The 25,744-nt window shown below is 66.8% G+C and carries 23 protein-coding genes; 9 read left to right on the top strand and 14 right to left on the bottom strand.

The window, feature by feature from the left end:
- Positions 1–521 precede the first annotated feature (521 nt).
- From kduD to JJ918_RS14485, 4 genes are all read right to left on the bottom strand, one after another.
- The gene (gene kduD / locus JJ918_RS14500) at positions 522–1,277 is read right to left on the bottom strand and encodes a 2-dehydro-3-deoxy-D-gluconate 5-dehydrogenase KduD (RefSeq protein WP_291888780.1); all 756 of its coding nucleotides are present in this window, start codon (positions 1,275–1,277) and stop codon (positions 522–524) included.
- Between the two features lie 30 nt (positions 1,278–1,307).
- Complete coding sequence (locus tag JJ918_RS14495; RefSeq protein WP_291888777.1) at positions 1,308–1,949, bottom strand: RpiB/LacA/LacB family sugar-phosphate isomerase; 642 nt, start codon at positions 1,947–1,949, stop codon at positions 1,308–1,310.
- Between the two features lie 14 nt (positions 1,950–1,963).
- A complete protein-coding gene (gene uxaC / locus JJ918_RS14490; protein ID WP_291888774.1) occupies positions 1,964–3,388 on the bottom strand; it encodes a glucuronate isomerase in 1,425 nt (474 codons plus the stop codon).
- A gap of 98 nt (positions 3,389–3,486) precedes the next feature.
- Positions 3,487–4,569, bottom strand: a complete 1,083-nt coding sequence (locus JJ918_RS14485) for a LacI family DNA-binding transcriptional regulator (RefSeq protein WP_291888771.1) — start codon at positions 4,567–4,569, stop codon at positions 3,487–3,489.
- Positions 4,570–4,729: 160 nt separating this feature from the next.
- Between JJ918_RS14485 and JJ918_RS14480 the strand changes: the two genes are divergently transcribed.
- The 3 genes from JJ918_RS14480 to JJ918_RS14470 are packed head-to-tail and all read left to right on the top strand — an operon-like array spanning position 4,730 to position 8,896.
- Positions 4,730–6,235 (top strand): UxaA family hydrolase, encoded by a 1,506-nt coding sequence (locus tag JJ918_RS14480; protein ID WP_291888767.1) that lies wholly within the window; start codon positions 4,730–4,732, stop codon positions 6,233–6,235.
- 31 nt (positions 6,236–6,266) lie between these two features.
- Entirely contained in the window at positions 6,267–7,328 is a 1,062-nt protein-coding gene (locus JJ918_RS14475) for a sugar kinase (RefSeq protein WP_291888764.1), read from the top strand.
- Positions 7,325–8,896 (top strand): carboxylesterase/lipase family protein, encoded by a 1,572-nt coding sequence (locus JJ918_RS14470; protein ID WP_291888761.1) that lies wholly within the window; start codon positions 7,325–7,327, stop codon positions 8,894–8,896. Before JJ918_RS14475 ends, JJ918_RS14470 begins: the two co-directional genes overlap by 4 nt.
- On the opposite strand, the gene JJ918_RS14465 is transcribed toward JJ918_RS14470, so the two are convergent.
- From JJ918_RS14465 to JJ918_RS14445, 5 genes are all read right to left on the bottom strand, one after another.
- On the bottom strand, positions 8,893–9,933 hold the full coding sequence (locus JJ918_RS14465) for an alpha/beta hydrolase (RefSeq protein ID WP_291888758.1): 1,041 nt from the start codon (positions 9,931–9,933) through the stop codon (positions 8,893–8,895). The genes JJ918_RS14470 and JJ918_RS14465 overlap by 4 nt on opposite strands.
- 77 nt (positions 9,934–10,010) lie before the next feature.
- A complete protein-coding gene (locus JJ918_RS14460; protein WP_291888756.1) occupies positions 10,011–12,782 on the bottom strand; it encodes a TonB-dependent receptor in 2,772 nt (923 codons plus the stop codon).
- Between the two features lie 255 nt (positions 12,783–13,037).
- Complete coding sequence (locus tag JJ918_RS14455; protein ID WP_291888753.1) at positions 13,038–13,280, bottom strand: hypothetical protein; 243 nt, start codon at positions 13,278–13,280, stop codon at positions 13,038–13,040.
- A complete protein-coding gene (locus JJ918_RS14450) occupies positions 13,264–13,836 on the bottom strand; it encodes a sigma factor (protein ID WP_291888750.1) in 573 nt (190 codons plus the stop codon). Before JJ918_RS14450 ends, JJ918_RS14455 begins: the two co-directional genes overlap by 17 nt.
- Before the next feature lie 6 nt (positions 13,837–13,842).
- Positions 13,843–14,220: a hypothetical protein gene (locus JJ918_RS14445; protein ID WP_291888747.1), complete on the bottom strand. Its 378-nt coding sequence runs from the start codon at positions 14,218–14,220 to the stop codon at positions 13,843–13,845.
- A 166-nt stretch (positions 14,221–14,386) separates the two neighbouring features.
- Between JJ918_RS14445 and JJ918_RS14440 the strand changes: the two genes are divergently transcribed.
- From JJ918_RS14440 to JJ918_RS14430, 3 genes are all read left to right on the top strand, one after another.
- Positions 14,387–15,874, top strand: a complete 1,488-nt coding sequence (locus JJ918_RS14440; RefSeq protein ID WP_291888744.1) for an amidohydrolase family protein — start codon at positions 14,387–14,389, stop codon at positions 15,872–15,874.
- Positions 15,875–15,958: 84 nt separating this feature from the next.
- On the top strand, positions 15,959–17,380 hold the full coding sequence (locus JJ918_RS14435; protein WP_291888740.1) for an amidohydrolase family protein: 1,422 nt from the start codon (positions 15,959–15,961) through the stop codon (positions 17,378–17,380).
- Positions 17,381–17,417: 37 nt separating this feature from the next.
- Positions 17,418–18,377, top strand: coding sequence for a polysaccharide deacetylase family protein (locus JJ918_RS14430; protein WP_291888736.1), 960 nt, complete (start codon positions 17,418–17,420; stop codon positions 18,375–18,377).
- Between the two features lie 11 nt (positions 18,378–18,388).
- On the opposite strand, the gene JJ918_RS14425 is transcribed toward JJ918_RS14430, so the two are convergent.
- Genes JJ918_RS14425 through JJ918_RS14410 form a run of 4 tightly spaced genes read right to left on the bottom strand, consistent with a single transcriptional unit; the run spans position 18,389 to position 21,634 of the window.
- On the bottom strand, positions 18,389–19,102 hold the full coding sequence (locus JJ918_RS14425; protein ID WP_291888733.1) for a DUF3299 domain-containing protein: 714 nt from the start codon (positions 19,100–19,102) through the stop codon (positions 18,389–18,391).
- An 8-nt stretch (positions 19,103–19,110) separates the two neighbouring features.
- On the bottom strand, positions 19,111–20,370 hold the full coding sequence (locus JJ918_RS14420; protein WP_291888732.1) for an ABC transporter permease: 1,260 nt from the start codon (positions 20,368–20,370) through the stop codon (positions 19,111–19,113).
- Positions 20,367–21,068: an ATP-binding cassette domain-containing protein gene (locus JJ918_RS14415; RefSeq protein WP_291888728.1), complete on the bottom strand. Its 702-nt coding sequence runs from the start codon at positions 21,066–21,068 to the stop codon at positions 20,367–20,369. Before JJ918_RS14415 ends, JJ918_RS14420 begins: the two co-directional genes overlap by 4 nt.
- Positions 21,065–21,634, bottom strand: a complete 570-nt coding sequence (locus JJ918_RS14410; RefSeq protein WP_291888723.1) for a DUF2796 domain-containing protein — start codon at positions 21,632–21,634, stop codon at positions 21,065–21,067. The genes JJ918_RS14415 and JJ918_RS14410 overlap by 4 nt, the downstream gene beginning before the upstream one ends.
- A 122-nt stretch (positions 21,635–21,756) precedes the next feature.
- On the opposite strand from JJ918_RS14410, the gene JJ918_RS14405 reads away from it, so the two are divergent.
- The 3 genes from JJ918_RS14405 to JJ918_RS14395 all read left to right on the top strand — a co-directional run bounded on the left by JJ918_RS14405 (position 21,757) and on the right by JJ918_RS14395 (position 23,948).
- Positions 21,757–22,128 (top strand): MerC domain-containing protein, encoded by a 372-nt coding sequence (locus JJ918_RS14405; RefSeq protein ID WP_291888720.1) that lies wholly within the window; start codon positions 21,757–21,759, stop codon positions 22,126–22,128.
- A 217-nt stretch (positions 22,129–22,345) separates the two neighbouring features.
- On the top strand, positions 22,346–23,623 hold the full coding sequence (locus JJ918_RS14400) for an FAD-dependent oxidoreductase (RefSeq protein ID WP_291888716.1): 1,278 nt from the start codon (positions 22,346–22,348) through the stop codon (positions 23,621–23,623).
- Complete coding sequence (locus tag JJ918_RS14395) at positions 23,592–23,948, top strand: RidA family protein (protein WP_291888713.1); 357 nt, start codon at positions 23,592–23,594, stop codon at positions 23,946–23,948. The genes JJ918_RS14400 and JJ918_RS14395 overlap by 32 nt, the downstream gene beginning before the upstream one ends.
- A 27-nt stretch (positions 23,949–23,975) precedes the next feature.
- On the opposite strand, the gene ggt is transcribed toward JJ918_RS14395, so the two are convergent.
- Positions 23,976–25,742, bottom strand: coding sequence for a gamma-glutamyltransferase (ggt, locus tag JJ918_RS14390; protein WP_291888710.1), 1,767 nt, complete (start codon positions 25,740–25,742; stop codon positions 23,976–23,978).
- Positions 25,743–25,744: the final 2 nt, after the last annotated feature.

Here is a 25,744-nt window from a genome sequence, read left to right as displayed (position 1 = left end):
GGGTGACGGTGTTTGTTGCGGCGCTCTCACTCTCTCTCCCAACCTCTCGATTTTTCCCGGACGGAGGCCTGCGCAGGCAGGCTGCAGATCCGGGACCGACCGAAGATCACTTCAAGCGATGAGCTTCCCGTAGATCCCGGCGCTTCGCCCGGCCTTCGCCGGGCTTTCAGCCGGGAAAAGCGGAGGGGTGTTTAGGGGGTGGTAGCTTCAGCACCCCCTCCCCACCGGGGAGAGGAATCAAAGGTGAGGGGCGGCCGCGGAGCGACCCACTCAGGACTCTTTGTGGCGCTGGCGCGCGCCCCTCATCCGCCCTGCGGGCACCTTCTCCCCGGTCGGGGAGAAGGTGGGTAGCGAGCCACTTCCCGTAGATCCCGGTGCTTCGCACGGCCTTCGCCCGGCGTCCGGCCGGGAAAAGCGTGGACGGGTCGTCTAGGGGGAGAAAGTGTGGCTCTCCTCACCCCCCAAAAAGAAGCCGGCCACGGGGGCCGGCTCAAGGGGAAGACTGTCGGTGGGGAGGGAGATCAGCGGGCCAGCCAGCCGCCGTCGACGGCGAGAACCGTGCCGTGGACATAGTCGGAGGCGGCTGAGGCGAGGAAGACCGCGGCGCCGCCCAGATCGGCCGGATCGCCCCATCGGCCGGCCGGGATGCGGCCGAGGATCTGGGCATTGCGCTCCTCGTCGGCCTGCAGGGCCGCGGTGTTGTTGGTGGCGAAATAGCCCGGCGCGATGGCATTCACATTGACGCCCTGGCCGGCCCATTCATTGGCCAGCAGCTTGGTCAGCCCGGCCACGCCGCTTTTGGACGCCGTATAGGACGCCACGCGGATACCGCCCTGGAAGGACAGCATGGAGGCGATATTGATGATCTTGCCGCCGCCGGCCGGGATCATGCGCCTGGCCGCCGCCTGGCACAGGAAGAAGAGCGACTTGATGTTCACATCCATGACGCTGTCCCAGTCGTCTTCGGTGAAGTCGAGCGCGTCATTGCGGCGGATGATGCCGGCATTGTTGACCAGGATGTCGAACGAACCGGCTTTCGCGACGGTTTCTGCAACGACGTCATCGGCGCAGGCCGGATCGGAGAAGTCGGCCGTGATCTCGAAGAAGCGGCGGCCGGCGGCTTCGACGGCCTTGCCAGTCTCCGCCGCGCTGGAGCGGCCGGCGACGACGATGTCGGCACCGGCTTGCGCCAGCGCGACCGCCATGCCCTGGCCCAGCCCGGTATTGCCGCCGGTGACCAGCGCGACCTTGCCGTCAAGATTGAAGGGATGGCTCATGAATCTCTCCGTTTCAGCCGGACGGCGGGCCTAGGAGGCCAGCACGCCGCGGATATAGTCGGCAATGGCCTCGTCCTGGCAGTTGGCGAAGAAGTATTCCTCGAACTTCTCGCCGGCGATGGCGGCCTTGAGCAGGTCCTGGTCGACCGTTTTCAGCACGGTCAGCATGTCATGGCAGGACGCGGCCTTGAGGTCGGCGACGATGCCGCGGTTCTTGGCCATGACGGCAGCGCGTTCCTTGGGATAGCCGACGCCGCGCTCGTGTTCGAACAGTTTGCGGTAGCAGTCCTGCAGGTTCAGTTCGGCGGCCCAGCCGAAACCCTTGGCATAGGGCATGGAGATGGCATTGCCATCATTGATCTGGCCGAACAGGAAGGCGTCTGTCGGATCGACAACGAGGCCGCAGAACACGCCCGGCATGGCGTTGCAGGCCAGGTTGGAACCGACGCCGGTACCACAGCCGGTGACGATGAAGTCGGCCGCCTTCGAATTGATCAGAAGGCCGGCGAGCAGACCGTTCATGGGGTAGGTCAGCGAGGCTTTGTCCTCGGGCGTGTACATGCCGTAGTGGAACACCTCATGGCCCAGCGGCTCGGCCACGGCCTTCAGGGCGTCATGAACAATACCGCTCTTGGCGGCCTGGCTGTTCTCGATGATGAGCGCGATCTTCATGGGGGTTTCCTGTCTCAGTTGGGTGCGTCGAGTTTGTAGGCGCGTTTCGCCAGATTGCAGGCGAGGTCGGCGGCCAGGTCGGCGGCATCGTCCTCGGTGAGGCGGTGCTCGGCGACCAGCCGGGCGAGAAAGGCGCAGTCCACCCGCCGCGCCATGTCGTGCCGGGCCGGGATCGAAAGGAAGGCCCGGGTGTCGTCGTTGAAGCCGACCGTATTGTAGAAGCCGGCCGTCTCGGTCGTCTGCTCGCGAAAGCGCATCATGCCTTCCGGACTGTCATGGAACCACCAGGCCGGACCGAGCTTCATGGCCGGGTAGTGCCCGGCCATTGGCGCGAGTTCGCGGGCATAGCTGGTCTCGTCCAGGGTGAAGACGATGAGGCCGAAGTCCGGCTCATTGCCGAAACGGTTGAGCAGGGGCTGGAGCGCACGGACATAGTCCGTCGCCACGGGAATATCCGCCCCCTTGTCGCGGCCATGGGAAGCGAAGAGTGCGGCATTGTGATTGCGGAAGGAGCCGGGATGGATCTGCATCACCAGACCGTCTTCCAGGCTCATGGCGGCCATTTCGGTCAGCATCTGCGCCCGGAAAAGTTCGGTTTCCGCCGCATCGGCCTTGCCTGTAACGACCCTGTCGAACAGGGCTTCTGCCGCGCCGGGATCGAGGTCTGCCGTTGCCGCCGTAGGGTGACCGTGATCGGTCGAGGTCGCACCGGCGGCCATGAAGTCCACACGGCGCTGCCGGTGCGCGGCGAGATAACCCTGCCAGCGCATCGTGTCCTCGCCGGTGATCTCGCCGAACCGCTCGAGTGCGTCGAAGAAGTCCTCGTGATCGGCATCGATGACGGCATCGGGACGATAGGCCGTGACCACCCGCCCGCCCCAGGGCGATGCGGCGATGGCGTGGTGATGGTCCAGCGTGTCGACCGGCGACTCGGTGGTCGCCAGCAGCTCGATATTGAACCGGTCGAACAGGGCGCGCGGCCGGAAGGCCTCGGTTTTCAGCGCGGCGTCGATCGTGTCGTAGATGGCGTCAGCCGACCGGGCGTCGAGCCGGTCGGTAATGCCGAACACCTCGACCAGGACATGATTGAGCCAGATCGACGACGGCGTGCCGCGGAACAGGTGGATGTGTTCGGCGAACAGGCGCCAGGCCGACCGGGGATCGGTGCGCGAGACACCCCGGCGCGAGGGCACGCCCAGCGCGTCCAGTGCGACGCCCTGGCTGTAGAGCATGCGGAACAGATAGTGGTCCGGCGCCAGGAACAGCGCGGCCGGGTTCTCGAATGGCGCATTCTGGGAGAACCAGCGCGGATCGGTATGGCCGTGCGGCGACACGATGGGCAGGTCGCGCACCTGGCTGTAGAGCGCCCGCGCAACGGCCCGCACGCCCGGCTCGGCCGGGAACAGACGGTCTTCATGAAGGTGTGCAGCAGGGGACATGAGACGGCAGCCGGTTGCGGGTAATTCCGCCGCGAAGGTAACCGGTGTCATTGCCGACTTCAACCGGCTTCGGCCCCGGATGTCAGGTCAGCGGGATGTCAGCCGGCCGGCGGCGGTGCGGAGCTTTCACGCACAACGAGGCTGGGCAGGGCGCGCGGGTCGTCCTGTTCGGTGCCGGGGGCGATCTGCGGATTGATCAGCTTGGTCGAGGCCCGCCGCCCGACCTCGCGCGTCGGCGTATGGACAGTCGTCAGCCGCGGCCAGAGCCGTTCGGCGAGCTGGAAGTTGTCATAACCGACGACGGACAGCTGGTCCGGCACGCGGATATCCAGCGAGCGGGCCGCCTGCAGCACGCCGGCCGCCATCTCGTCATTGGCGGCGAAGATGGCGGTCGGCCGGTCTGCCCGTTCCAGCAGGGTGCGGGCGCAGTCATAGCCGGACTCGAATGTGTAGGCGCCCTGGGCGACCAGGCTGTCATCGAGCGTCAGCCCGTGTTCGGCCAGCCCGGCTTCCAGTCCGCGCCGCCGCTCGTGCGACGAGCGGAAGCTCGGCCGGCCGGAGATGAAGCCGATGCGGCTGTGCCCCAGCGACGCCAGATGACGCCCGGCCGCCTCGCCGCCCAGATGGTCGCGCGTGACGATCATGTGTTCCGGCTCGTCCAGCGACACCGAGGCGATCCGGATGAAGGCACAACCGATCTCGCGCAGCATGGGCGGCACGCGCTCGTCTTCCGAGACCGACGGCGTCAGCACCACACCGAACAGTTTCTGGCGCTCCACGAAATTGCGGACATCCGACAGGAAAGTCTCGCTGGCCCGGTCGCAGGGATGGACGACGAGCTCGAACCCGGTGCCGCGCATGCCGTCGAGCAGGCCCTGCTGCATGTTGACGACATATTGCGGGTTCGGGTTGTCGTAGATCATGCCGATCAGGAAGGAGCGGCGGAAAGCCAGGCCACGGGCCTGGGGGTCCGGCGCATAGCCGATCTCGTGCATCACCCGCAGGATCGCTTCGCGCGTGTCTTCCTTGACGGCCGGCGACTTGTTGATGACCCGCGAGACGGTCTTCTTCGAGACCCCGGTCAGGCGCGCCACATCATTGATGGTGGGACGCCGGTTGCGGAATTCGTCACGCAGGCTCCGGCCGCTCTCCTGCGGACCGGATTCTTCTTCGTCAGACATCAGGAATTTGCCCCCGGACGGATAAGCGAAAGAATGTCCTCTAAAGGACATTCACCGCCTTGTCATGCTTTTAGGCCCCGTCGCGGCGGGTGTTGAAGTTTTTCCTTTCGCGCAAAAATGACACCGGTTACCATTCCGGTCCGCAAGGGTGAAACGCGTCATGCAAGTTGCTGAAGACACAAAGACCGCCGGCGCCATGATCGTCCATCCGGACGACACGGTCGCGGTCGCCATCGCCGAGCTGGAAGCCGGCTGCCTGCCCGGTCCCGGCCTGCCCCGGCTGAGCGCCGCCATTCCGCGCGGTCACAAATTCGCCCTCCGAGCGGTGCGGGCCGGCGAGCCGGTGGTGAAGTATGGCGCGCCGATCGGCCTGGCCCGCTGCGACATCCGGCCGGGCGAACACGTCCACAGCCACAATCTTGCCAGCGCGCTCAGCGGTGAGGTCGACTACACTTTCCAGCCGGCCCGCCAGGCACCGGTGCGCGCTGCCACCACCAACAGCTTCATGGGCTATCGCCGTTTCGACGGCCGGGTCGGTACGCGCAACGAGATCTGGGTCATCGCGACGGTCGGCTGCGTCAACCGGATCGCGACACGCATCGCCCATCTGGCCGGCAATGAGATGCGCGGCCGGGTCGACGGCGTGCACGCCATCACCCACCCGTTCGGCTGTTCCCAGCTGGGCGACGATCTCGACCGCACGCGCACCATTCTCGCCGGTCTCGCCCAGAACCCGAATGCCGGTGGCGTGCTGCTGGTCGGGCTGGGCTGCGAGAGCAATCAGTACCGGCAATTGCTGGACGCGATGCCCGACACCGATCCGCTGCGTGTGCGGGCCTTTGCCTGCCAGGACACGCTGGACGAGCTGGATGCCGGCATCGCCGCCATCGCGGAAATCGCCGAGCACATGGCAGCGACGGACCGGCGTGAACCGTGCGATGCGTCGGATCTGGTGCTCGGCCTGAAATGCGGCGGCTCCGACGCCTTCTCCGGCCTCACCGCCAATCCGCTGCTCGGCCGCATCGCCGACCGGATCGACAGCGCAGGCGGCGGCACGATCCTGACCGAAGTGCCGGAAATGTTCGGCGCCGAGCACCTGCTCATGCAGCGCGCCGTCTCGCGCGATGTGCATGACCGGATCGCGGCGATGATGAACCGTTTCAAGCGCTACTTCCTCGATCATGACGAGCCGGTCCATGCCAACCCCTCACCCGGCAATATCGCCGGCGGCATCACCACGCTGGAAGAGAAATCGCTGGGCGCGGTCCAGAAGGCGGGCCAGGCGCCGGTGGCCGATGTGCTGGCCTATGGCGAACGCCTGCGCATACCCGGGCTCAGCCTTTTGGAAGCACCGGGCAATGATGCCGTCTCCACGACCGCCCTGGCGGCGGCCGGCGCCACGGTGATCCTGTTCACGACCGGCCGCGGTACGCCGCTGGGCACGCCGGTCCCGACGCTGAAACTGGCGACCAATTCCGCCCTGGCCGCCCGCAAACCGCACTGGATCGATTTCGATGCCGGAACGATGATCGATGGCGAGGCGCCCGAAGCCGCCGCCGATCGTCTCTGGCAGCTTGTGCTGGACACCGCCTCCGGCAAACATGCCCGCAACGAATTGTTCGACGAGCGCGAGATCGCCCTGTGGAAGGGCGGCGTCACGCTGTGAATTCCCGCTTCACCAACCCCGGCCTGCATCCATGACAAACCCCGTACTTCCCCTGCGCCCCCGCGAAGACTGCCGCTGGGACGTTGCCGCCCTCGGCGAGGTGATGCTGCGCCTCGATCCCGGCGAGGACCGCGTGCGCAATGCACGGCAGTTCCGGGTGTGGGAGGGCGGCGGCGAATACAATCTCGCCCGCGCCGCCCGCAAATGCTTCGGCCTGCGCGCCACAGTCGCGACCGCCCTGCCGCGCAGCGATCTGGGCGCCCTGGCCGAGGATCTGATCCTGCAGGGCGGCGTCGACACCTCGCATATCCTCTGGCGCGATTTCGACGGGCTGGGCCGGACCACGCGCGTGGGGCTGAACTTCACCGAGCGCGGCTTCGGTATCCGTCCGGCGCTGGGCGTCTCCGATCGCGGTCATTCCGCCGCCTCGCAGCTGGCGCCCGGCGAGATCGACTGGGACACGCTGTTCGGCGAGGAAGGCGCGCGCTGGTTCCATACCGGCGGGATTTTCGCCGCCCTGTCGGAAAGCACCGCACAGGTCGCCGTCGAGGCGATCGCCGCCGCCCGCCGGCACGGTGCGATCGTGTCCTACGACCTGAACTACCGCGCCTCGCTGTGGGCCGACCATGGCGGCTGGGAAGCGGCGCGCCGGCTCAATCGCGATATCGCCGCCCATGCTGACGTGCTGTTCGGCGCCGAAGGCCTGGGCTCGCGTGCCTCGAACGGCGATCCGCGCGATGCCATCGAGGCCGTCCGCGAGGACTTCCCGAACCTGGCCGTCATCGCGACGACGCAGCGCACGGCCCATACCGCCGGCCGCAATGACTGGCAGGCGCTGTTATGGGCCGATGGCGAATTTCACCCGTCCCGGACCTATGACGGTCTCGATGTGTTCGACCGGGTCGGCGGCGGCGATGCCTTTGCCTCCGGCGTGACCTATGCCCTCCTGGCCGGCAAATCGCCGGCACTGGCGGTGGAATACGGCGCGGCCCATGGCGCCCTGGCGATGACGACGCCGGGCGACACCTCGATGGCCAGCCTGGCCGAGGTCGAGCGGGCACTGGGCCAGAGCGATGCAGGCGTGATCCGATGACACAAGACCTTCCCCCCATCCGGCGCCGGACCTTTCTGGGCGGCGCCGCAGCGACGGCGGCGGCCATCCTCCCGTCCGCCGCCGTTCGCGCCCAGCCGGGCGATCCGGTGGCCCGCACCAGCAACGGGCCGGTGCGCGGCATGCGCTCGGACGGCATCAACCGCTTTCTGGGCATCCGCTACGGCGCCGACACCGGCCGCGCCCGCTTCCGCCCGCCGGTTCGGCCCGAGCCCTGGCAGGATGCGATCGGCGCCACGGAATACGGCCCTGCCAGCCCGCAGCGCAGCAGCCAGCCGGAGACGGCGGAAGACTGCCTGTTTCTCAATGTCTGGACGCCCGGCCTCGCCGATTGCGGCAACCGGCCCGTCATGGTGTATTTCCACGGCGGCGCCTATTCCAACGGATCCGGCTCGCACCCGCTGTATGACGGCACCCGCCTTTGCCAGCGCGGCGATGTTGTGGTCGTCACCGTCAACCACCGTCTCAACGCTTTCGGATATCTCTATCTGCGGCGCCTCGCCGGCGAGGCTTTCGCCGCCTCGGGCAATTGCGGCCAGCTGGATCTTGTCCTGGCTCTGGAATGGGTGCGCGAGAATGCCCGCCAGTTCGGCGGCGATCCGGACCGTGTGATGGTGTTCGGCCAGTCGGGCGGCGGCGGCAAGATCGCCAGCCTGATGGCGACACCCGCCGCCGAGGGCCTGTTCCACAGCGCCGCCACGATGAGCGGCCAGCAGGTCACCGCCTCGGGTCCCGCCAATGCCACCGAACGCGCCCGCGCCTTCCTGGCAGCCCTGGGCCTGGACGATGACAGCGCCCATCGCGCCGCCGACCTGCCGGCGGGGGCCCTGGTCGACGCGCTGGAAACGGCGGACCCCGTCCTGCCCTATGGCTCGGTCTATTTCGGTCCGGTGAAGGACGATCTGGTGATGCCGCGTCACCCCTTCTATCCGACCGCCGCGCCGCAGTCGCTGCACATCCCGATGATCATCGGCAATACGCATGACGAGACCCACGCCTTTCTGCGCGGGCCGCAATACGAGAATATCGGCTGGGACGATCTGCCCGCGCTGCTGATCCCCAATATGCGGGTCGATATCCGGCCGGAAACCGTGGTGGCGCGTTATCGCGAGCTCTACCCGCAGCGCTCGCCGGAAGAGATCTTCTATGCCGCCACGACGGCGGCGCGCTCCTGGCGGGCTGCCGTCATCGAGGCCGAGGAGCGCGCAAAGGCCGGCGCGCCCGCCTTCGTCTACCAGCTCGACTGGGGCAATCCGCACGCGCCCCACACATTCGATATCCCGCTGGCCTTCGACAATACCGCCGTGCCGGACAGCCTGACCGGCAACTCACAGACGGCGCGCAACATGGCGGCCCTGCTCAGCGAGGCCCTGATCGCCCTGGCCCGCACGGGCGATCCCAATCATGCCGCCCTGCCGCAATGGCAGCCCTACACGATGGAGCACCGGGAAACCCTCGTGCTGGACTGGCCGCCGCGGATGGAGAACGACCCGCGCGGCGCCGAGCGGGAATTGTTTGCCAGCGTGCCCTACGTGCAGCCGGGCACCTAGTCCGGCATCTCCGGCAGGAAACCGCCACCTTCCATCCAGCCGATCACGAGATCTGGCCAGACAGCGACCGGCAGGCCTTCGGTATAACGGATGCCGAAACCGTGCCCGCCTTCGGAAAAAACATGCATGTCCACCGGCACGCCCTGTGCGGTGAAGGCATCGAAGACGTCGAGCGAATTGGCGACGGGCACCGATGTGTCATCCGCAGCATGCAGCAGGAAGAGCGGCGGGGCATCGGCCCGGGCCGCCGCGGCGATATCGTGAACCGCCACCATTTCAGGAGCCGGATAGGCACCGATGAGACGGTCGCGCGAACCTTCATGGATGGCCGGGCCTTCCATGCGGGTGACGGGATAGATCAGCGCGGCGAAATCGGGACGGGCGCCAAGCGTGTCGGCACTGTCGTGCGCGGGATAGACCTCTGCATCGAAACGGGTGGCGATGGAGCCTGCCAGATGGCCGCCGGCGGAGAAGCCGATGACGCCGGTGCGCCCGGGATCGATATCGTAATCCTCCGCCATCGCCCGGATCAGGCGCATCGCGCGCTGGGTATCCTGCAGGGGTACATCCGCGCCGTTTTCATGACCCTCGGCCGGCAGCCGGTAAATGAGGATGAACACCGTGATCCCTGCGGCGTTGAAGCGCTCGGCGCTCTCGATCCCTTCCTTGTCCAGCACCACGCGCTGATAGCCGCCGCCGGGCAACATCAGCAGGGCCGTCCCGTTGGGCGTTTCCGGACGGAAGACAAGCAGGCGCGGCCGGGTGATGCCCGCGACATAGCGGTCGCGGATCGTGCCGGGATCTTCGCTGCGCTCGACGATGACCTCCTCCAGCCGGCCGTCGAGTGTCTGCGAGCCCGGCACGGCACCATCGGGCCAGAGCGCAATGACACTGTCCGGCTCACGATGCTGGGCTGTGGCAGCCAGGGGGAGAGCGAGACAGGCCAGCAGGCCGCAGATCATGACACGGATCGCCGCCGCGGTTCGGATCGTCGCGGCCAGGGGACCGGCCGGCGGGGGACAGCGCGAAATCATCATGCAAGCCTCGCTGAAAATACATGGGCCCGGCCGGAGAACCGGCCGGGCCCAGTCAGGCGTCCGGGAGGTGAGACCGTCTAGAAGCGGGCCCGGATACCAAAGAGATATTCCGTGCCGGTGTGGTGATAGACATCCACCAGATCACCCGCGTCGAAGAGCTGCTGCTCGAACTCGTCGGTCAGATTGATCGCCTCGAAGGTCAGATCGATCATTTCGTTGAGCTGGTAGGAGGAGGCGAAATCCAGGTTGAAGCTGGAGTCGACACCCCGCTCGTCGCGGCCCGCCGAATTGGCATCGCGGGTCACATAGGCATCGCGATAGGCCGCCGAGATCCGGGCCGACAGGCGCTCATCCTCGTAATAGAGGGTGGCGTTGTAGGCGTTCGGCGAGAAGCCGTTGATCTCGTCGCTGTCCACATAGGTGTAATTGCCCTGGAAGCCGAAATTGTGGAACGGCTCCGGCAGGAAGGTGAAGGGCTGCTGATAGGCCACTTCGAAACCCTGCACGCTGGCATCGCCGCCATTCGAGACCTGGCTGATCTCGACCAGCGGATCCCCGCCCCCCTGGATCAGGTTGTAGAGCGGGCTGGAGGCCGGCGGCAGGTTGGCGGGCAGGCCGGACTGGCTGTAGGGCACTTCCACCGACTGCGAGGATGTGAAGAAGCTGCTCACATCCTTGTAGAAGACGCTGACCGCGAACAGGGCCTCTTCCGCGAAATACCATTCGAAGGAGGCGTCATAAGTGTTGGCGCGATAGGGATCGAGACCCGGATTGCCCGCATTGTAGCGGAAGGGCGGGCCGTTGAAGCTGTCCAGGCTGCCGCCCGGCGTCAGATTGCCCAGCGACGGACGGGCCATCACCTTGGCGGCGCCGAGGCGGATGACGAATTCGTCGGTCATGTCGAAGGCAATGTTCAGTGACGGCAGCGTGTCTTCATAGCTGCGTTCGACGGTGACTTCCGTGCCGCTCACCAGACCCGTCGCCGACGTGGTCGTCTCGACATAGCGTACGCCGATGTCGCCGCGCACCGGGATCGAGCCGAGCATGGTCTGGAAGTCGGCCTGGATGAAGCCGCCGAGATCTTCCTCGCTGACCGAGCGCTGGTTGCCGGCCTGGACGGAGCCCGGGATCGAGTAGATGCCGGCAGCCGCCGCAGCAGCCTGGATATTCGGGATGATCCAGGCGGTATCATTGCCGCCCGGCATGCCCAGACCGCTGCCGAAGCCGGTCAGGACGGTGTAGAGGTCCGACGTGATCGGCAGGCCGGTCGCGCCAACCGGACAGTTCACGCCCGGCAGGTTGCAGACCACCGAGCCATTGGTGTTCTCGCGCCGCGCTTCCCGGGTCTCGAAGTCATATTGCTTGAACGAGATCCCGCCGGACACCGACCAGTTGTCATTGACGTCGTATTCCAGCGAGCCGGAAATCGTGTCGAAGGAGTTGGTGACCGATTGCGGCCGGTCGCGCACTTCGGTGAACTGGAATTGCGACGGGTCGGTCACATCCAGCGAGCCGAAGTCGATGGCCGGCGTGTTGTGGCTGTTGCGGAAGTCGTAGGAATAGCCCGTCACATCCCCGATCGCGTCGAACAGGATCGTGGTCTGGACCGGATTGTCGAACTCCGATTCCACCGTGCCGGCGATGAACTGGCCGCGCAGGCGATCCGTGAAGTCGTGTTCCACATCCAGGGTGAACTGGGTGAAGTCTGTGGTCAGCTCGTCATAGCGGCCTTCCGAACGGATCGGATGGGTGCCATTGGCATTCCCGCTGATATCGAACGTGCCCGAGTCCATGATGTTGCGGCTGGCGTCGATCGTGTAGTCGCGGACGTCGATCACACCTTCCTGGCTGCGGAAGAAGACTTCCAGGAAGTTCTCCACCCGGGTCGCATCGAAGCGGGAGTAGAGGGCGTCCAGCGAGATCGTCGTGCGCTCGCTCGGACGGAATTGCAGGCCGCCGGTAATGCCGAGGCGTTCCTGCTCGTTCGTCAGCCGGCCATAGCGCGGGATGCGCGGGTGATAGACCAGCGAATTGGTGTCGATGTCCGAACATCCCGGACCGGCCGGACAGGCCTGGCCGTCGACCGAACGGAAATTGCCGTCCTGCCAGCGCACGGTCGAGAAGCCTTCCTCGATGATCGTGCGGTCCGTATAGGCCAGCGACAGGTTGACGCCGAAGCTCCGGTCGTCATTCGTCCAGGACAGGAGGCCGGCAAAGCGCGGGCTGGTTTCCTCGGAGAGGCTGTTATAGCCCATCTGCGCGGACACGGCGGCGGTCAGGCCCGGATCATAGTCCAGGGCGCGCGCCGTGCGCAGGTCGACCGTTGCCCCCAGCGAACCTTCATCCATCGACGCGGACGTCGTCTTGGTGACGCGGATCTCGTTGAAGAGGTCGGACGCGAACGTGTTGAAGTCGAAGCCGCGACCGCGATTTGAGCCGCCGGACGCATCCGAGCCGCCCGTGGTCGACAGCGCTTCCATGCCGTTGATGCGGACCCGCGTGAAGTCGGCGCCCAGACCGCGCACCGTGATCTGGCGGCCCTCGCCGGCCACCCGGTTGATCGAGATGCCGGGGATGCGCTGGATGGATTCGGCCAGGTTCAGGTCCGGGAATGCGGCAATGTCTTCGGCAACGATTGCATCGACGACGCCCGACGAGTCGCGTTTCACATCGAGGGCCGCAGCCAGCGATTGCCGGTAACCGGTGACGGTGATGACGTCATTGGTCGACGTTTCGGCACTGTCCTGCGCCGCAGCCATTCCGCCCAGCGCGGCTGCCAGAACGAGGCCGGCCGGCGCGCAACCGGCGAGCAGACGCAGCTTGGCCGTCGGCTTGTTGAAGTGTCTCATAATTTCCTCCCCGCATGCGGCCGGTTTTCCGGTCCGCTTTCGTGTTCCCGCCATGGCTGGCTGGCGAAATCCGGCAATGACACCGGTAGCATTTCTCGACCCGACGATCCAGCACCAAAGGAGGTGAACACAGAAGACCGGGCGTCCAGCATGGATGAGCCGCATGCTGCATAATAATGACACCGGTAGCAATTTCTTTTTTCGACTTTGTTTGCTGCGTCGCAACAATGCTTGACGGTACAGCCGGGTCGCTGACTAGCCCTCGCTTTCGCACCAGGCCAGCGCCAGGGCGGACAGGGCGATGTACAGCACGACCAGGCCGAAGCCCGGCGTGTCCTGTTCGGCAAAATCGGCAACGACCGGCAGGGCGAAGCCGAGGCCGGCCAGCCAGGCCAGCAGGATCAGCGTCGACACGATCGACCGGCCGTGACGCACCAGCCGCAGCCGGATCGACAGTATCGCGGCCCGCCGCCGGCCCCGGTCAGTCAGACGGCTCATGTCTGTCCTCCTCGTCTTGCGGGGCAAGCCGCGCTGCCAGCCGCTCCTTTGCGCGTTTGACCCGTGACTTCAGCGTCCCCAGCGGCACTTTGAGCGCCCGGGATGCCTCGACATGCGTCAGCCCGCCGATCTCGCACAGGATCGCAACATCGCGTTCTTCCGGCGCGAGCGCGTCCAGCGCAGACCGCACATCGATCGGCCAGTCCGGATCGCCGGTCACCACCGGCCGCACCTCGCCGCGCAACCGGTCGAGAATGCGCCGGTGCGAGCGCTGCCGCCGGGCCAGCATCAACAGCTCGCGATAGCCGATGGCGAACAACCAGGTGCGGAAAGCCGACCGGCCGTCATAGCGGCGGATATGGATGAAGGCCTTGATCAGCGCCGACTGGGCGAGGTCCTCGGCATCCTGCCGGTGACGGATCGAGGCGGTGAGAAAATCGGTCAGGGCCGCCTGGTGCCGGCGCACCAGTTCTTCGAACGCATCAGCATCCCCTGCTGCCTGGCACAGCGGGATCAGCTTGCTGTCGCTGATCTGACGGAGCGTCCGGCGGGTCATCGGCCGCTAGGGCTCGTCCCGGCCGGCCAGCAAGAAGTGAAAAGCCAGATGCACCAGTCCCAGCGTGAAGGGCAGGCCGGCAATCGCCAGCACGAAGAGCTGGGCCCGCAGGCTCTCCATCAGGAAGGCCAGCACAAGACCGGGCAGGACCAGCGCCAGCAGGATCAGCCCGCGCCGCAGGTCGCGGAAACGCCGCCGCGTCCCGCCGGCGATCTGCGCCAGCGCGGCCTGGTCGACGGTCTCGCAGCGCTCGACGAGCAACCGGATCGTGGCGAGATCCGCCTTGCGTTTGCGGTAGGCAAAGAACTGCGCGCTGATCGGGATGGCGGCCAGGAATGCCACCACCAGGATCGGGATGAGTTTGGCGACGATATCGTCTTCCACGGCGACCTCCAGCCTGCCTGTTTGCGCTTTGATGCAGGCACATGCTGCCACGGATGACGGGCAGGCGATCTTTTTTCAGCGTCATCCGGATCGGGCGATGCCCGCATCCAAGGGCTCAGACCCGCTGCGATTTCCGCAGCCTGAAAACGCCAAGGAGCCCTTGCCCATGACGCCATCCCGCCTCGCCGCCGCGACCCTCGCGCTGTGCCTGTCCACCGCGGCACACGCCCAGGACGCGCTGCAGATCACCCATGTGACCGTGATCGATCCCGCCAGCCGCACGGTCCGGCCGGACATGACGGTCACCCTGTCCGGCGGCCTGATTGCCGCGGTCGAACCCGCCGCCCGGGCGGCAGCTCCCGAGGGCGTCCGGGCCATAGACGGCCGGGGCCGTTTCCTCATCCCCGGCCTGATGGACATGCATGTGCACACGAATGTCGCGCCGGTGACCGAGACCAGCCTCGCCCTCTTCCTCGCCCATGGCATCACCTCGGTGCGCGACATGGCCGGCGATTGCTGGGAGCCGCAGACCCCGCCCTTCCTGTGCCGGGACGATCTGGTGACCTACAATGCCCGCATCGATGCCGGAGAGCTGGCCGGACCGGACCTGGTGCGCCTGTCGAGCGCCTTTGTGCAGAGCGACCGCACCGGCCATCTGCCGCCGGACGCCGATCCGATGTTCATGCCGCAAACGGAAGAGCAGGGCCGGGCCCTCGCCGATTATCTCGATGCGCGCGGCGTCGATCTGGTGAAAATGTACCACGCCATCTTCCCGGCCGCCTATGAAGGGCTGATGGCGCGGGCGGGCGAGCTCGGCCTGGAAGTGTCCGGCCATATCCCGCTCGTGCTGTCCGCCGCCGAAGCCTCGGCCGCCGGCCAGCGCACGCTTGAGCACGCCAAGGACATCGTCACCGATTGCAGCGGTTTCGGCGCCGAATACCGCTCCCGCATCCGCGGCGTGGTCGGCGGCGATGAGACGGCGCAATGGCCGGACGATGCGGAACGGCTTTCGCGCACCGTGGCCAGCTTCGACGCGGAAACCTGCCGCGCCCTGATGCGCGAACTGGCGGCCAACGGCACCTATTACGTCCCCACCCACGGCACGCGCGAGATGGATGTGCGCGCCGGCGACCCGGCCTATCGCGACCATCCGGCGCTGGCCTACATCCCCGGTTTCCAGCGCCAGCACTGGGACGCCGATCTCGATCGCACCGCCGCCGAACCTGCCGAAGTCCGCGATCACTATGCCCGCTTCTACGCCCTGGGACTGCAGGTCACGGCGCTGGCGCATGAGGAAGGCGTCGCGGTGATGGTGGGCACTGATGCCAATGACACGATGATCATTCCCGGCATCAGCGCCCATGAGGAACTGGCCCGCCTGGTCGAGGCCGGGCTGAGCCCGATGGACGCGCTGCGCGCCGCGACCGCGACGCCGGCCCGGTATCTCGGCCGCGACGGCACGCTGGGCATCGTCCAGGCCGGGGCCGAGGCCGACCTTGTCCTGCTGGACGCGAACCCGCTGGACGCGATCGGAAACACGCAAGCCATCGCGGCCGTGATCGCCGATGGCCGGCTGCATGACCGGGCCGGCCTGGATGCGTTGCTCGACAATGTCCGCCAGCGCGCCGCGGAGGGCACGCTGCCCGGCCAGTAACGGACCGCGGTCTGCAGAGGCGGGTTGCCAGAAACGCTACGAATGTAACACTATCGCTAGAATCGTAGCAACCGGAGTTTCCTCATGTTCTGTCGCGCCATCACGGCGACACTGACCGCCGGCCTGGCCAGCCTCGCGGTGAGTGCAGCCGGCACCGCCCAGCCTCCCGAAAGCCTGTCGGATTCGGTGATGCGCCATGTGCGGATCGACGCTCCGCGTCTGGCCCTGACCGGTCTGCAGCTGATCGACGGGTCCGGCGCCCCGGCGCGCCAGGACCAGACCATCCTGATCGAGGATGGCCGCATCCTGGCCGTCGGGGATCGTGGCGGCGTGACGATCCCGGACGGGTTCGACGTGGTGGCGCTCGACGGCCGGACGGCAATGCCGGGCATTGTCGGCCTGCACAATCACCTGCACCACCCGGGTGTGCCCGTCAGCCATTTTGCCGCGCCGCATCTCTACCTCGCCGGCGGTGTGACGACCCTGTTCTCCGCCGGCAGCGCTGCTCCCATGGCCGAGCTGAACATGGCCGGAGCGGTTGCACGCGGGCTCGGTCCGGGTCCGGACATGCGCATCGCCGCGCCCTATGTGACGGGGCCCGAGGGCAATTGGGTGATGCCGCGCCCGGCCACGCCGCAGGCCGCCCGCGACTTCGTCGACTACTGGGCCTCCGCCGGGGTCGCCGGGTTCAAGCTCTACCGCCACGTCACGCCGCCGATCGCAGCCGCGATCATCGACCAGGCGCACACCCACGGCCTGACCGTGACCGGGCATCTGTGCTCTTTGACTTTCAGTGAGGCGGCCGAGATGGGAATCGACCGGATCGAGCACGGCCTGATTTCCATGTCGGACCTGGTCGAGGACAAGCCTGCGGGCGAATGCGTCTCCACCCTGTCATCCCTGACCGAGGCCGACATTGACGGCCCTGCGGTCTCGGCCGTGATCGACACGCTCGTCGCCCATGACGTGACGCTGACCTCCACACTGGCCATCATCGAGTCCCATTTCGCCCATCGGCCGCAGGGCGAACCGCGCGCGCTGGAGATGCTGTCGCCGGTCGAGCGCGCCGCCTATGACGCCCGCCAGACCGCGCTTGCCGAACGCCGCGACACGACCCGTTTCACACCGGCGCTTTTCGACAGCATCCTCGCATTCGAGCGCCGCTTTGCCGAAGCCGGCGGCCGGCTTGTCGCCGGTCCGGACAATGGCCGCCACATCGTCGCCGGTTATGGCGATCAGCGGAATCTGGAACTGCTTGTGGAAGCCGGCTTCTCCGTCCCCGAAACCGTGCAGATCATGACCCATAACGGCGCCGTCGAACTCGGCCTGGGCGAAGACCGGGGTCTGGTGCAGGCCGGTTACCGGGCCGATCTCCTGATCCTGAACGGCGACCTCACAGCCGACCCGGCCGCCATCCGCACACTCGAATACGTAATCCGCGACGGTCTGGCCTATGATCCCGCCAGTCTCGCCGAAACCGTGCGCGGCGAAGTCGGCCTGCGCTGATCGCGAACCCTCTATCCAGCCAACCGGACCGAACATCATGTTTCTGCGTTACCTTGTGCCCCTGACACTCCTTGCCGCCTCGACCGGTTCCGCACCCGCGGACGCCCAGACCGCGCCCGCCGCAACGCGCGGCACGATCGCGCTCACCTTCGACGACGCCCCCCGCGGCGACGGCGCCTTCTTCACCGGTTCCGGACGGACCCGCGCGCTGATCGAGGCGCTGGACCGGGCCGATGTCGACGGAGCGATGATCTTCGTGGCCGGCCGCAATGCCGAAGCCCGTGAGGACGGGCTGGACCGGCTGCAGGCCTATGCCGCCGCCGGTCACAGCCTGGCGAACCACTCCTATTCCCATACCTGGCTGTGGCAGAGCGAACCCGGTGACTATCTGGCCGATCTCGACCGCACCACCCGTCTTTTGGAAGACCTGCCGGGTCACACCCCCTATTTCCGCTTTCCCTTCCTCGATGAAGGCCGCACCGTCGAGGGCCGCGACGCCCTGCGCCACGGGCTCGCCGAACGCGGCCTGCGCAACGGCTATGTCACTGTCGACAATTACGACTGGTACATGGATGCGCTGGTCCAGCGTGCCATCGCGGCCGGGCGCGAGGTCGACATGGACGCGCTGCGTCAGGCCTATATCGATATCCTGCTCGAAGGCATCGATTTCTACGACACGCTGGCCCGCGAGACGCTGGACCGGTCTCCGGCCCACGTCCTGCTGCTGCACGAAAACGATCTGGCCGCACTCTTCATCGACGATCTCGCGGCGGCCCTGCGCGAGGCGGGCTGGCAGATCGTGCCGGCGCAAACCGCCTATGCCGACCCGATTGCGGATATGCTGCCCGACACACTGTTCAACGGCCAGGGCCGCGTCGCCGCCCTCGCCCACGCCGCCGGTCTGAGACCCGCACGCGAGATGATCCCGCCCTTCGAGGACGAAGCCTGGCTGGAAGCCGAATTCACCCGCCGCGGCGTCTTCTCCAGCGCGGATTGAGGCGCCGTGGATTAGTCCCGATAGGGCTCGTGACTGATCAGGCGCATTGTGTAGGCTGCGTCGCCCAGCCCGTTCATGTGCCGGTCCGAGGACAGCTCGCCCGTCACCCAGACCGGATCCCACAAGCGCTCGACCCGCAGCGGTTCGTCCAGCGTGACATAGACGATCTGGTTGGGCGGCGGCGGCGGGGTGTGAATGCAGGCGCCGAAATAGGGCACCAGCAGAAACTCGTCGATCGCGCCACCGGGCTGATAGTCCAGCGGCAGGATGAAGCCGGGCATGCGCACCGTCTGGCCGATCAGCGCCGGCTCGACATTGAACGTGCCGATCTGCTGCATCTGGCCGCCGAAATGATTGATCTCCATCGTCGCATAGGCCGAGTTGTAGAGCTGCTCGATCCGCTCCAGCTCGCCCTCAGGCAGGAGATCGTCCCAGTTGATGGTGATGACGCCATTCTCGTCCGGCGGCGGAAAGTCGGGACCGGGCGGCGGCGGTGTTGCCCGCAGCGGCGCTTCGTCGTCCGCCTCGGCGGCGGATTGCGCGCCAGGCCCGGCGGCAGGCTCCTCGGCCTCTTCGTCCTGCGGCTCCGGCTGCACGGCTTCCACCGCCCGGGAACTGCCCGCCGCCGCGGCTTCGGTGCCGGGCGAGGGGTCGGCACCGCTGGGACTGGCACCGCAGGCGGCGAGCAGAAGAACGGGAAGCAGGTAGATGCGGATCGAAGACATGATGGACCTCACAAACGGATGGACAGGCCGTCGGCCAGCGCATTGCGCTGTGCCCGCCAGGCCGGCCATGCGCCCAGCAGCGCGCCGGCCAGGGTGACGGCCCCGAGGACAAGGATTTCGGTCAGGCCCGGCCCGCCGGCCAGGTCGAGGCCGTAGCGTGTGGCAACACCACGGGCGATGATGGCAAAGCCGATCTGCGCCAGGAGAATGCCGATCACGGCACCGGCGGCCGCCAGCGACGCGGCTTCCAGGATCAGCAGGGCAAAGATATCGCGCGGCCGCGCACCGGTCGCCCGCAACACCGCCATCTCGCGGCGGCGTTCGTTGAGCCCGGCCGACAGGGCGGTGAGGATGCCGGTCATGCCGACCACGACAACCAGCAGCGAGATCGCCTTGAACGCCGTCTCGCCGGCCCCGATCACCTGCCAGAGCTGCGACAGCGCCACGCCCGGCATGATCGCGCTCAGCGCCTCGCCCTGATAGGTGTTGATCTGCCTTTGCAGGCCCAGCACCCGGATCGGCGAGTTCACCCCGACCAGGATCGCCGTGATGCTGTCGGGCTCGAGCGTATCGGGGTCAGACGTTTCGTGCACAGCGCCCCCGGACGGTGGCGCGCCACTCTCCCAGCCGACATGGATTGCCTCGATACTCTCCAGCGAGACATGGACAGACCGGTCCACGGGCGTACCCGTCGGCGCGAGAATGCCGACAATCTCGAAATCATGGCCTGAATGCTCGGCAAAGCTGACATCGCCGATCCCGTGCGACAGCCGGATAAACCCGCCCAGGCCATAGTCGAGCTGGCGGGCCACTTCCGCGCCCAGCACCACTTCATGGGTTCCGTCGAAGACCCGGCCGTCGGCCAGCGCCAGCGGCTGGCTGCGGCCATAACGGTAGTGCTCGAAATAGGCCTGTGTCGTGCCCACGACCCGGTAGCCGCGATGACTGTCGCCCAGCGAAATGGGAACGGTCCACTCGACATCCGGCGCCGAGGCAATCAGCTGATAGGTATCCCAGCCGATATTCGCGGTCGGGTCGCCCAGGCGGAAGACCGAATAGAGCAGGAGATTGATCGCCCCGCCGCGCGCACCGACAATCAGATCGGTGTCGGAAATGGTGGAATCGAAGCTCGCCCGCACACCGGTGCGGATCTTCTCCACCCCCAGAAACAGCATCACCGCGAGCACGATGGACAGGATCGTCAGCGCCACCGAGACGCCGCGATTGGCCAGGCTTTTCCAGGCCAGGGTCAGGAGGGACGCGCTCATGCCGCCTGCCTCGCGCGATTGATCTCCGCCAGTTCGATCTGCCGGTCGAAGCGGTCCGCCAGGGTGCGGTCATGACTGACGAACAGCAGCGCCGCGCCGGACTTGCGGCACTCCGCGGTCAGCAGGGAGAGGAAGGCGTCGCGGGCATCCTGGTCAAGCGCCGAAGTCGGCTCGTCCGCAATGACCAGACCCGGCCGGCCGATCAGCGCCCGGGCTGCCGCCACACGCTGCTGCTGTCCCACGCTCAACGCCGTGACCCGGCGGGTCAGGCTGCCGGCATCCAGCCCCAGCGCGTCGAGCAGACGGTGCGCCTCGGTGTGCGGATCCGTCCCGTCCTGCTTCAACCGCGCAGCCCTCGCCGCCGAAAAGCGCAGCGGCAAAAGGACATTCTCCAGCGGGCTGAGATAGGGCACGAGATTGAACAGCTGGAAGACGATGCCCAGCTGCGCCGCGCGCAGGGCATCGCGCCGGGCGGGACGATCCGGGTCCATGCGCGTGCCCAGGACGCAAATCTCGCCCTCTCGGCAGGGCGTGATCCCGGCGATCAGACCGAGCAGCGTGCTCTTGCCGCTGCCCGAAGCCCCGGCGAGGAAAACCGCCTCTCCCGCGGCCATCTCGAACCGGTCGATCTCCAGCACCGACGGCCCGCCCGGCCAGGCGAAAACCAGGTCGCGGATACGGACAGCCGGGACCGTCATGGTGCCAGACGATGGTCCGGAGATGCCGGCGTCAGATCGAAACCGGCCTGCCGGTCCGGCGACACCAGCACCGCCTCTATCGTCTCGAACCGTTCGAACATCTCGAAAAGGCCCGTACCGATCCGGCGCAGACGCTGCGGTTGCGCGCACTCGAACCGGTAGGTCACCCGGATGTCTTGATAGCCGGTATCGGCGATCTCGCCGCCCAGAAAGGCACAGCCCGCATCGCGGTCGAGCCGCAGCACCACGCCCTCGGCCAGGAGGCTGGACCGGGCCTCGCTGACGAGACGCGCCTCGTCCGCATCGCGCGGCTCGCGCTCGAAACCGAACAGATTATAGCCCGGCGTCTCGAACTCGGCCTCGACCCGTCCATCCGTTTCGACGGCGACGCCCAGATGGCCGACACCGTGGACATGCGCTTCGTGTTCCTCATGCCCGTCATGATCCGCGTGACCATGATGCGCATCGTGATCTTCATGTGCCGTCTGTGTAGCACCTGTGTCACCCGTATGTAGCCCTGACGAGGCCATTACGGCGCCGGCAAGCACCAGAATATTCGGTCCCACTGCACATCTCCCTGCGAATTCGCGACGAGCGCCGTTGATCGCTCGAGGATACGTTATTATGTAACATATCGCGTGCTCAAGGGGTCCACTCATGTCTTTTTTGTCACCCGGGAGGGAAATACATGCGCCGTAGCCAGGACGCCGTCGGGATCGCCCTTTCAGGCCTTTGCCTTGTGCACTGTCTGGCCCTGCCCTTCCTCATTTCGCTGGGTCCGGCGCTGGTCTGGATGGAGGATGAGCGTATCCACCTCGCCCTGGCGGGCCTGGCGCTTCTGGTCAGTCTCAACGCCATGCGGCGCTGGCCGGGCGGGATGCGCGGCATCGCCCTGCGTGGCCTTGCGATCACGGGACTTGCGCTGCTCTTCTTCGGCGCGCTGGCCGGGATTTCCGAACTGACCGAACGCGTCATCACGGTGATTGGCGCCAGCGGCCTGGCCCTGTCGCACGGCGCCGCCTGGATTACCGCGGCCGGCCGCCCGGCACACCGGCACTAGCCTCCGGACAGGTCTGAGCAGGCGCGTCAGCGGGGGTATGCACCGGCGTTATGGCCCCTGCCCGAATATGAAGTGGCCGAAGACACGGCGCACTTTCTATGGTCAGGATATGCTTCAACCCCGTGCCGGAAAGAACCATGCACGCGCGCTCATGTCCTGACAGCCGGCCACCCGGACCGGCCCCTGCCCGCACACGACAAGCGGGACCGAACACGGCATGACGCGCACGCTGAAATCCGTGGCCATTATCGGTGCCGGCGTGGTCGGTGTGGCGACCGCCTATGCCCTGGCCAGGCGCGGGCTGGATGTCACCGTGATCGACGGTCGCGAATCCGCCGGTCGCGGCGCGTCCTACGCGAACGGGGCTCAGCTGAGCTATCTCTACACGGACGCCCTCGCCAATCCGCGCCTGTTCCGCGACATGCCCGGCCTGCTTCTCGGCCGCAGCGAAGCCTTCCGCATGCGCTTGAGCCTCGACCCGGACTATCTGCGCTGGCTGCTGGCCTTTCTGCGCAACTGCACCGCCGGGCGGTTCAAGCGCAACACGCTCGCAGCCCTCGAGCTGGGACTGGAGTCCCGGCTGCAGATGGCCAGCCTGCTGGCCACACACGATCTTGATTTCGGCTATGCGGTGCGCGGCAAGATGCACCTCTATCACACCGAAACCGCCTTTGCCGCGGCGCGCCGCGTGATGGGAATGAAGAATGTCGGACCGGCGGCCCAGCAGGCCCTGACCTATGACGAGGCCCGCGCGATCGAACCGGCGCTCGACGCAGCGCCGGACCGGCCGGTCGGCATCATCTACACGCCGGATGAAGCGGTCGGCGACTCCTTCCGCTTTTCCAGCAACATGCTCGAGCTGCTGCAGGCGCGCTACGGTGTGCGGGTGATCTTCGACGCCACCGTCAGCGAGGTCAGCACGGCATCGAGCCAGGCGCTGCTGTGCACCGACGGCCAGGCTGTGAAGGCCGACATGGCCGTCGTGTGCGCCGGTGCCGATGCGCGCCGCCTGCTGCGCCCCTTCGGCGTCTCGATCCCGGTCATGCCGATGAAAGGCTACTCGCTGACCGCCCCGCCCGGTGAGGCCGCGCCGACGGTCAGCCTGACAGATACGACCCGGCGGCTTGTCTTTACCCGGCTGGACGGCCGCATCCGCGTCGCGGGACTGGCCGATCTCGGCTGGCGTTCGGCCGATCCGGACCCGGCCCGGCTCAACACGCTGCTACAGCACGCAAGGGCCTCGCTGCCGCAGGCTGCCGCCTTTGATGACGCTTCGAGCTTCTGGGCCGGGTTGCGGCCGATGACGCCAAACTCATTGCCCTGCATCGGACAGGCCGGCCCGGCGCTCGCCTACAATGTCGGGCACGGCATGCTGGGCTGGACCCTGGCGATGGGGTCCGGCGAGCGGCTGGCCCGCCAGATTGCACCCGATTTCGACCCGGTATCAGAAGGACACGCCCCTCATGACGTCAAAACCCTTGCCGCCACCCCTTAGCCCCACACGCGAAGCGGCGGGCCTGCTGTTCATATCCGGCCAGCTGCCGCGCGGCGATGACGGTAAAATGGTCGCCGGCGGGATGACCGAACAGGCAAGCCGGGCCATCGACAATCTGGCCGCGGTTCTCGCCCGGCACGGCATGACGCTGAACGATGTCGTGAAGACCACCGTCTGGCTGACCGATGCCGCGCTGGCGGGTGAGTTCAACGCCGTTTATCGCGCGCGTTTCGCCGAACCCTTCCCGACCCGTTCGACGGTGGTGTCCGGCCTGCTGGCCGGCGACGCGCTGATCGAGATCGAAGCCATCGCCCACAAGGGCTGATCCCCGACCCTCCCGCCTGTCGGCGCCCTACCAGCGATAGCCTGGCAGGGTGCCGACATTTCTGACCCCGGCCGCCCGGGCGTCGGGACGCCGCGGATCTGCCGCGCCCTCGAACACGCCGTCCGCAATGCGGATGCACTGGGCGCTGCCGATCGTGTCGGAGAACTCGATCTCATGGCCCAGGCTGCCCAGCAGGCGCAGCGTGTCGATCGACAGGCCGGGCTCCACTTCCAGCTCATCGGGATACCAGTTCTGGTGAATACGCGGCGCCTGCACGGCCTCGGCAATATTCATGTCGTGGTCGATCACGTTCAGGATCACCTGCAGCACCGTATTGATGATGGTGGAGCCGCCCGGCGTTCCGACAACGAGATAGGGCTCGCCATCGCGGAACACGATGGTGGGTGTCATGCTGGACGTCATGCGCTTGCCCGGCTCCAGCCGGTTCGCGACATTCGACTGCATCCCGCGCACATCATTGAGATGCGAGCGCAGGGCGAAATTCTTCATCTGGTTGTCCAGCAGGAAACCGGCGCCCTCGACAAGAGCGCCCGACCCGAAGGACGAGCCCAGCGTATAGGTGTTGGAGACAACATTGCCCGCGGAGTCAGCGACCGAGAAATGCGTCGTATCCGGGCTCTCGAAGGCGAGCGGATCACCCGGCGAGACGGCGCTGGCCGGCGATGCCGACGTGCGTGAGACGTGGCTGACGCGTTCCTCTGCATAGGCCTTGGAAATCAGCGTCTCGACCGGCACCTGCACATAGTCCGGATCGCCGAGATATTGCGTGCGGTCGGCATAGGCGAGCTGCATCACTTCCGACAGGGTGTGCAGGGTCGCGGCGCTGTTTGCACCCATCGCCGAGAGATTGAAATGTTCCAGCATGTTGAGCATCTGGAGCAGGGCGATCCCGCCCGAGCTCGACGGCGGCATGGTCACGACGTCATGGCCGCGATAGGTCGTGCGGATCGGTTCACGCCATTGCGCTTCATACGCCGCAAGATCCTCCATCGAGATCAGCCCGCCATTGCGCTCCATGTCCGCGACAATCCGTTGGGCAATCTCGCCTTCGTAGAAATCGCGCGGGCCTGCCGTCATAAGCCGCTGCAGCGTCCAGGCGAGGTCGGGCTGAACCAGCCGCTCGCCGAACCGGTAGGGACTGCCATCGGCATGGAAGAAGGCGGACCGGGCGGCATCGGAACTCGACAGGCGGCGCTCGCCCCATTGCAGGGCTTCGGAGAGATCCCTTGAGACGACAATACCGTCCCGTGCGAGTGACATAGCGGGTGCAATAAGGTCCGCCCAGGGTAACACCCCGTACCGTTCGTGCACCGCAGCGAAGCCGGCGACAGTTCCCGGGACGGCGGCGGCGCGATGACCGTAATTGGCCTCATCATTGATCCGCCCGCGGCGGTCGAGAAACATCTCGACGGTTGCGGCGGCCGGTGCGGCCGAGCGGTAGTCGAGGGCCAGGACCCGGTCTTCCTCGGCGATGTAGACCAGCATGTAGCCGCTGCCGCCCAGATTGCCGGCGCGCGGCAGGGTGACGGCGAGCGCGAAACCGGTGGCGATGGCCGCGTCGACAGCATTGCCGCCGGCCGCGAGGATTTCCGCACCGACACGGCTGGCGATCTCGTTCTGGCTGACCACCATTCCGTCCTCGTCGACGACCGGATGGACGATGCTGCCATAGTCGAGCAGCGAGGACTGGGCCGCTGCCGGACCGGTCGCGGCCGGAAGGAGCGTCGCGGCACACAGGGTGGCGGTGCAGAGCGTACGAAGAAACGGCATCATGG

This window comes from Maricaulis sp. (genome assembly GCF_017642925.1).
In the GTDB taxonomy this organism is placed as follows: Bacteria; Pseudomonadota; Alphaproteobacteria; order Caulobacterales; family Maricaulaceae; genus Maricaulis.
The sequence above is the reverse complement of the archived record's forward strand: the minus strand, read 5'-3'. Positions and strand labels throughout refer to the sequence as shown.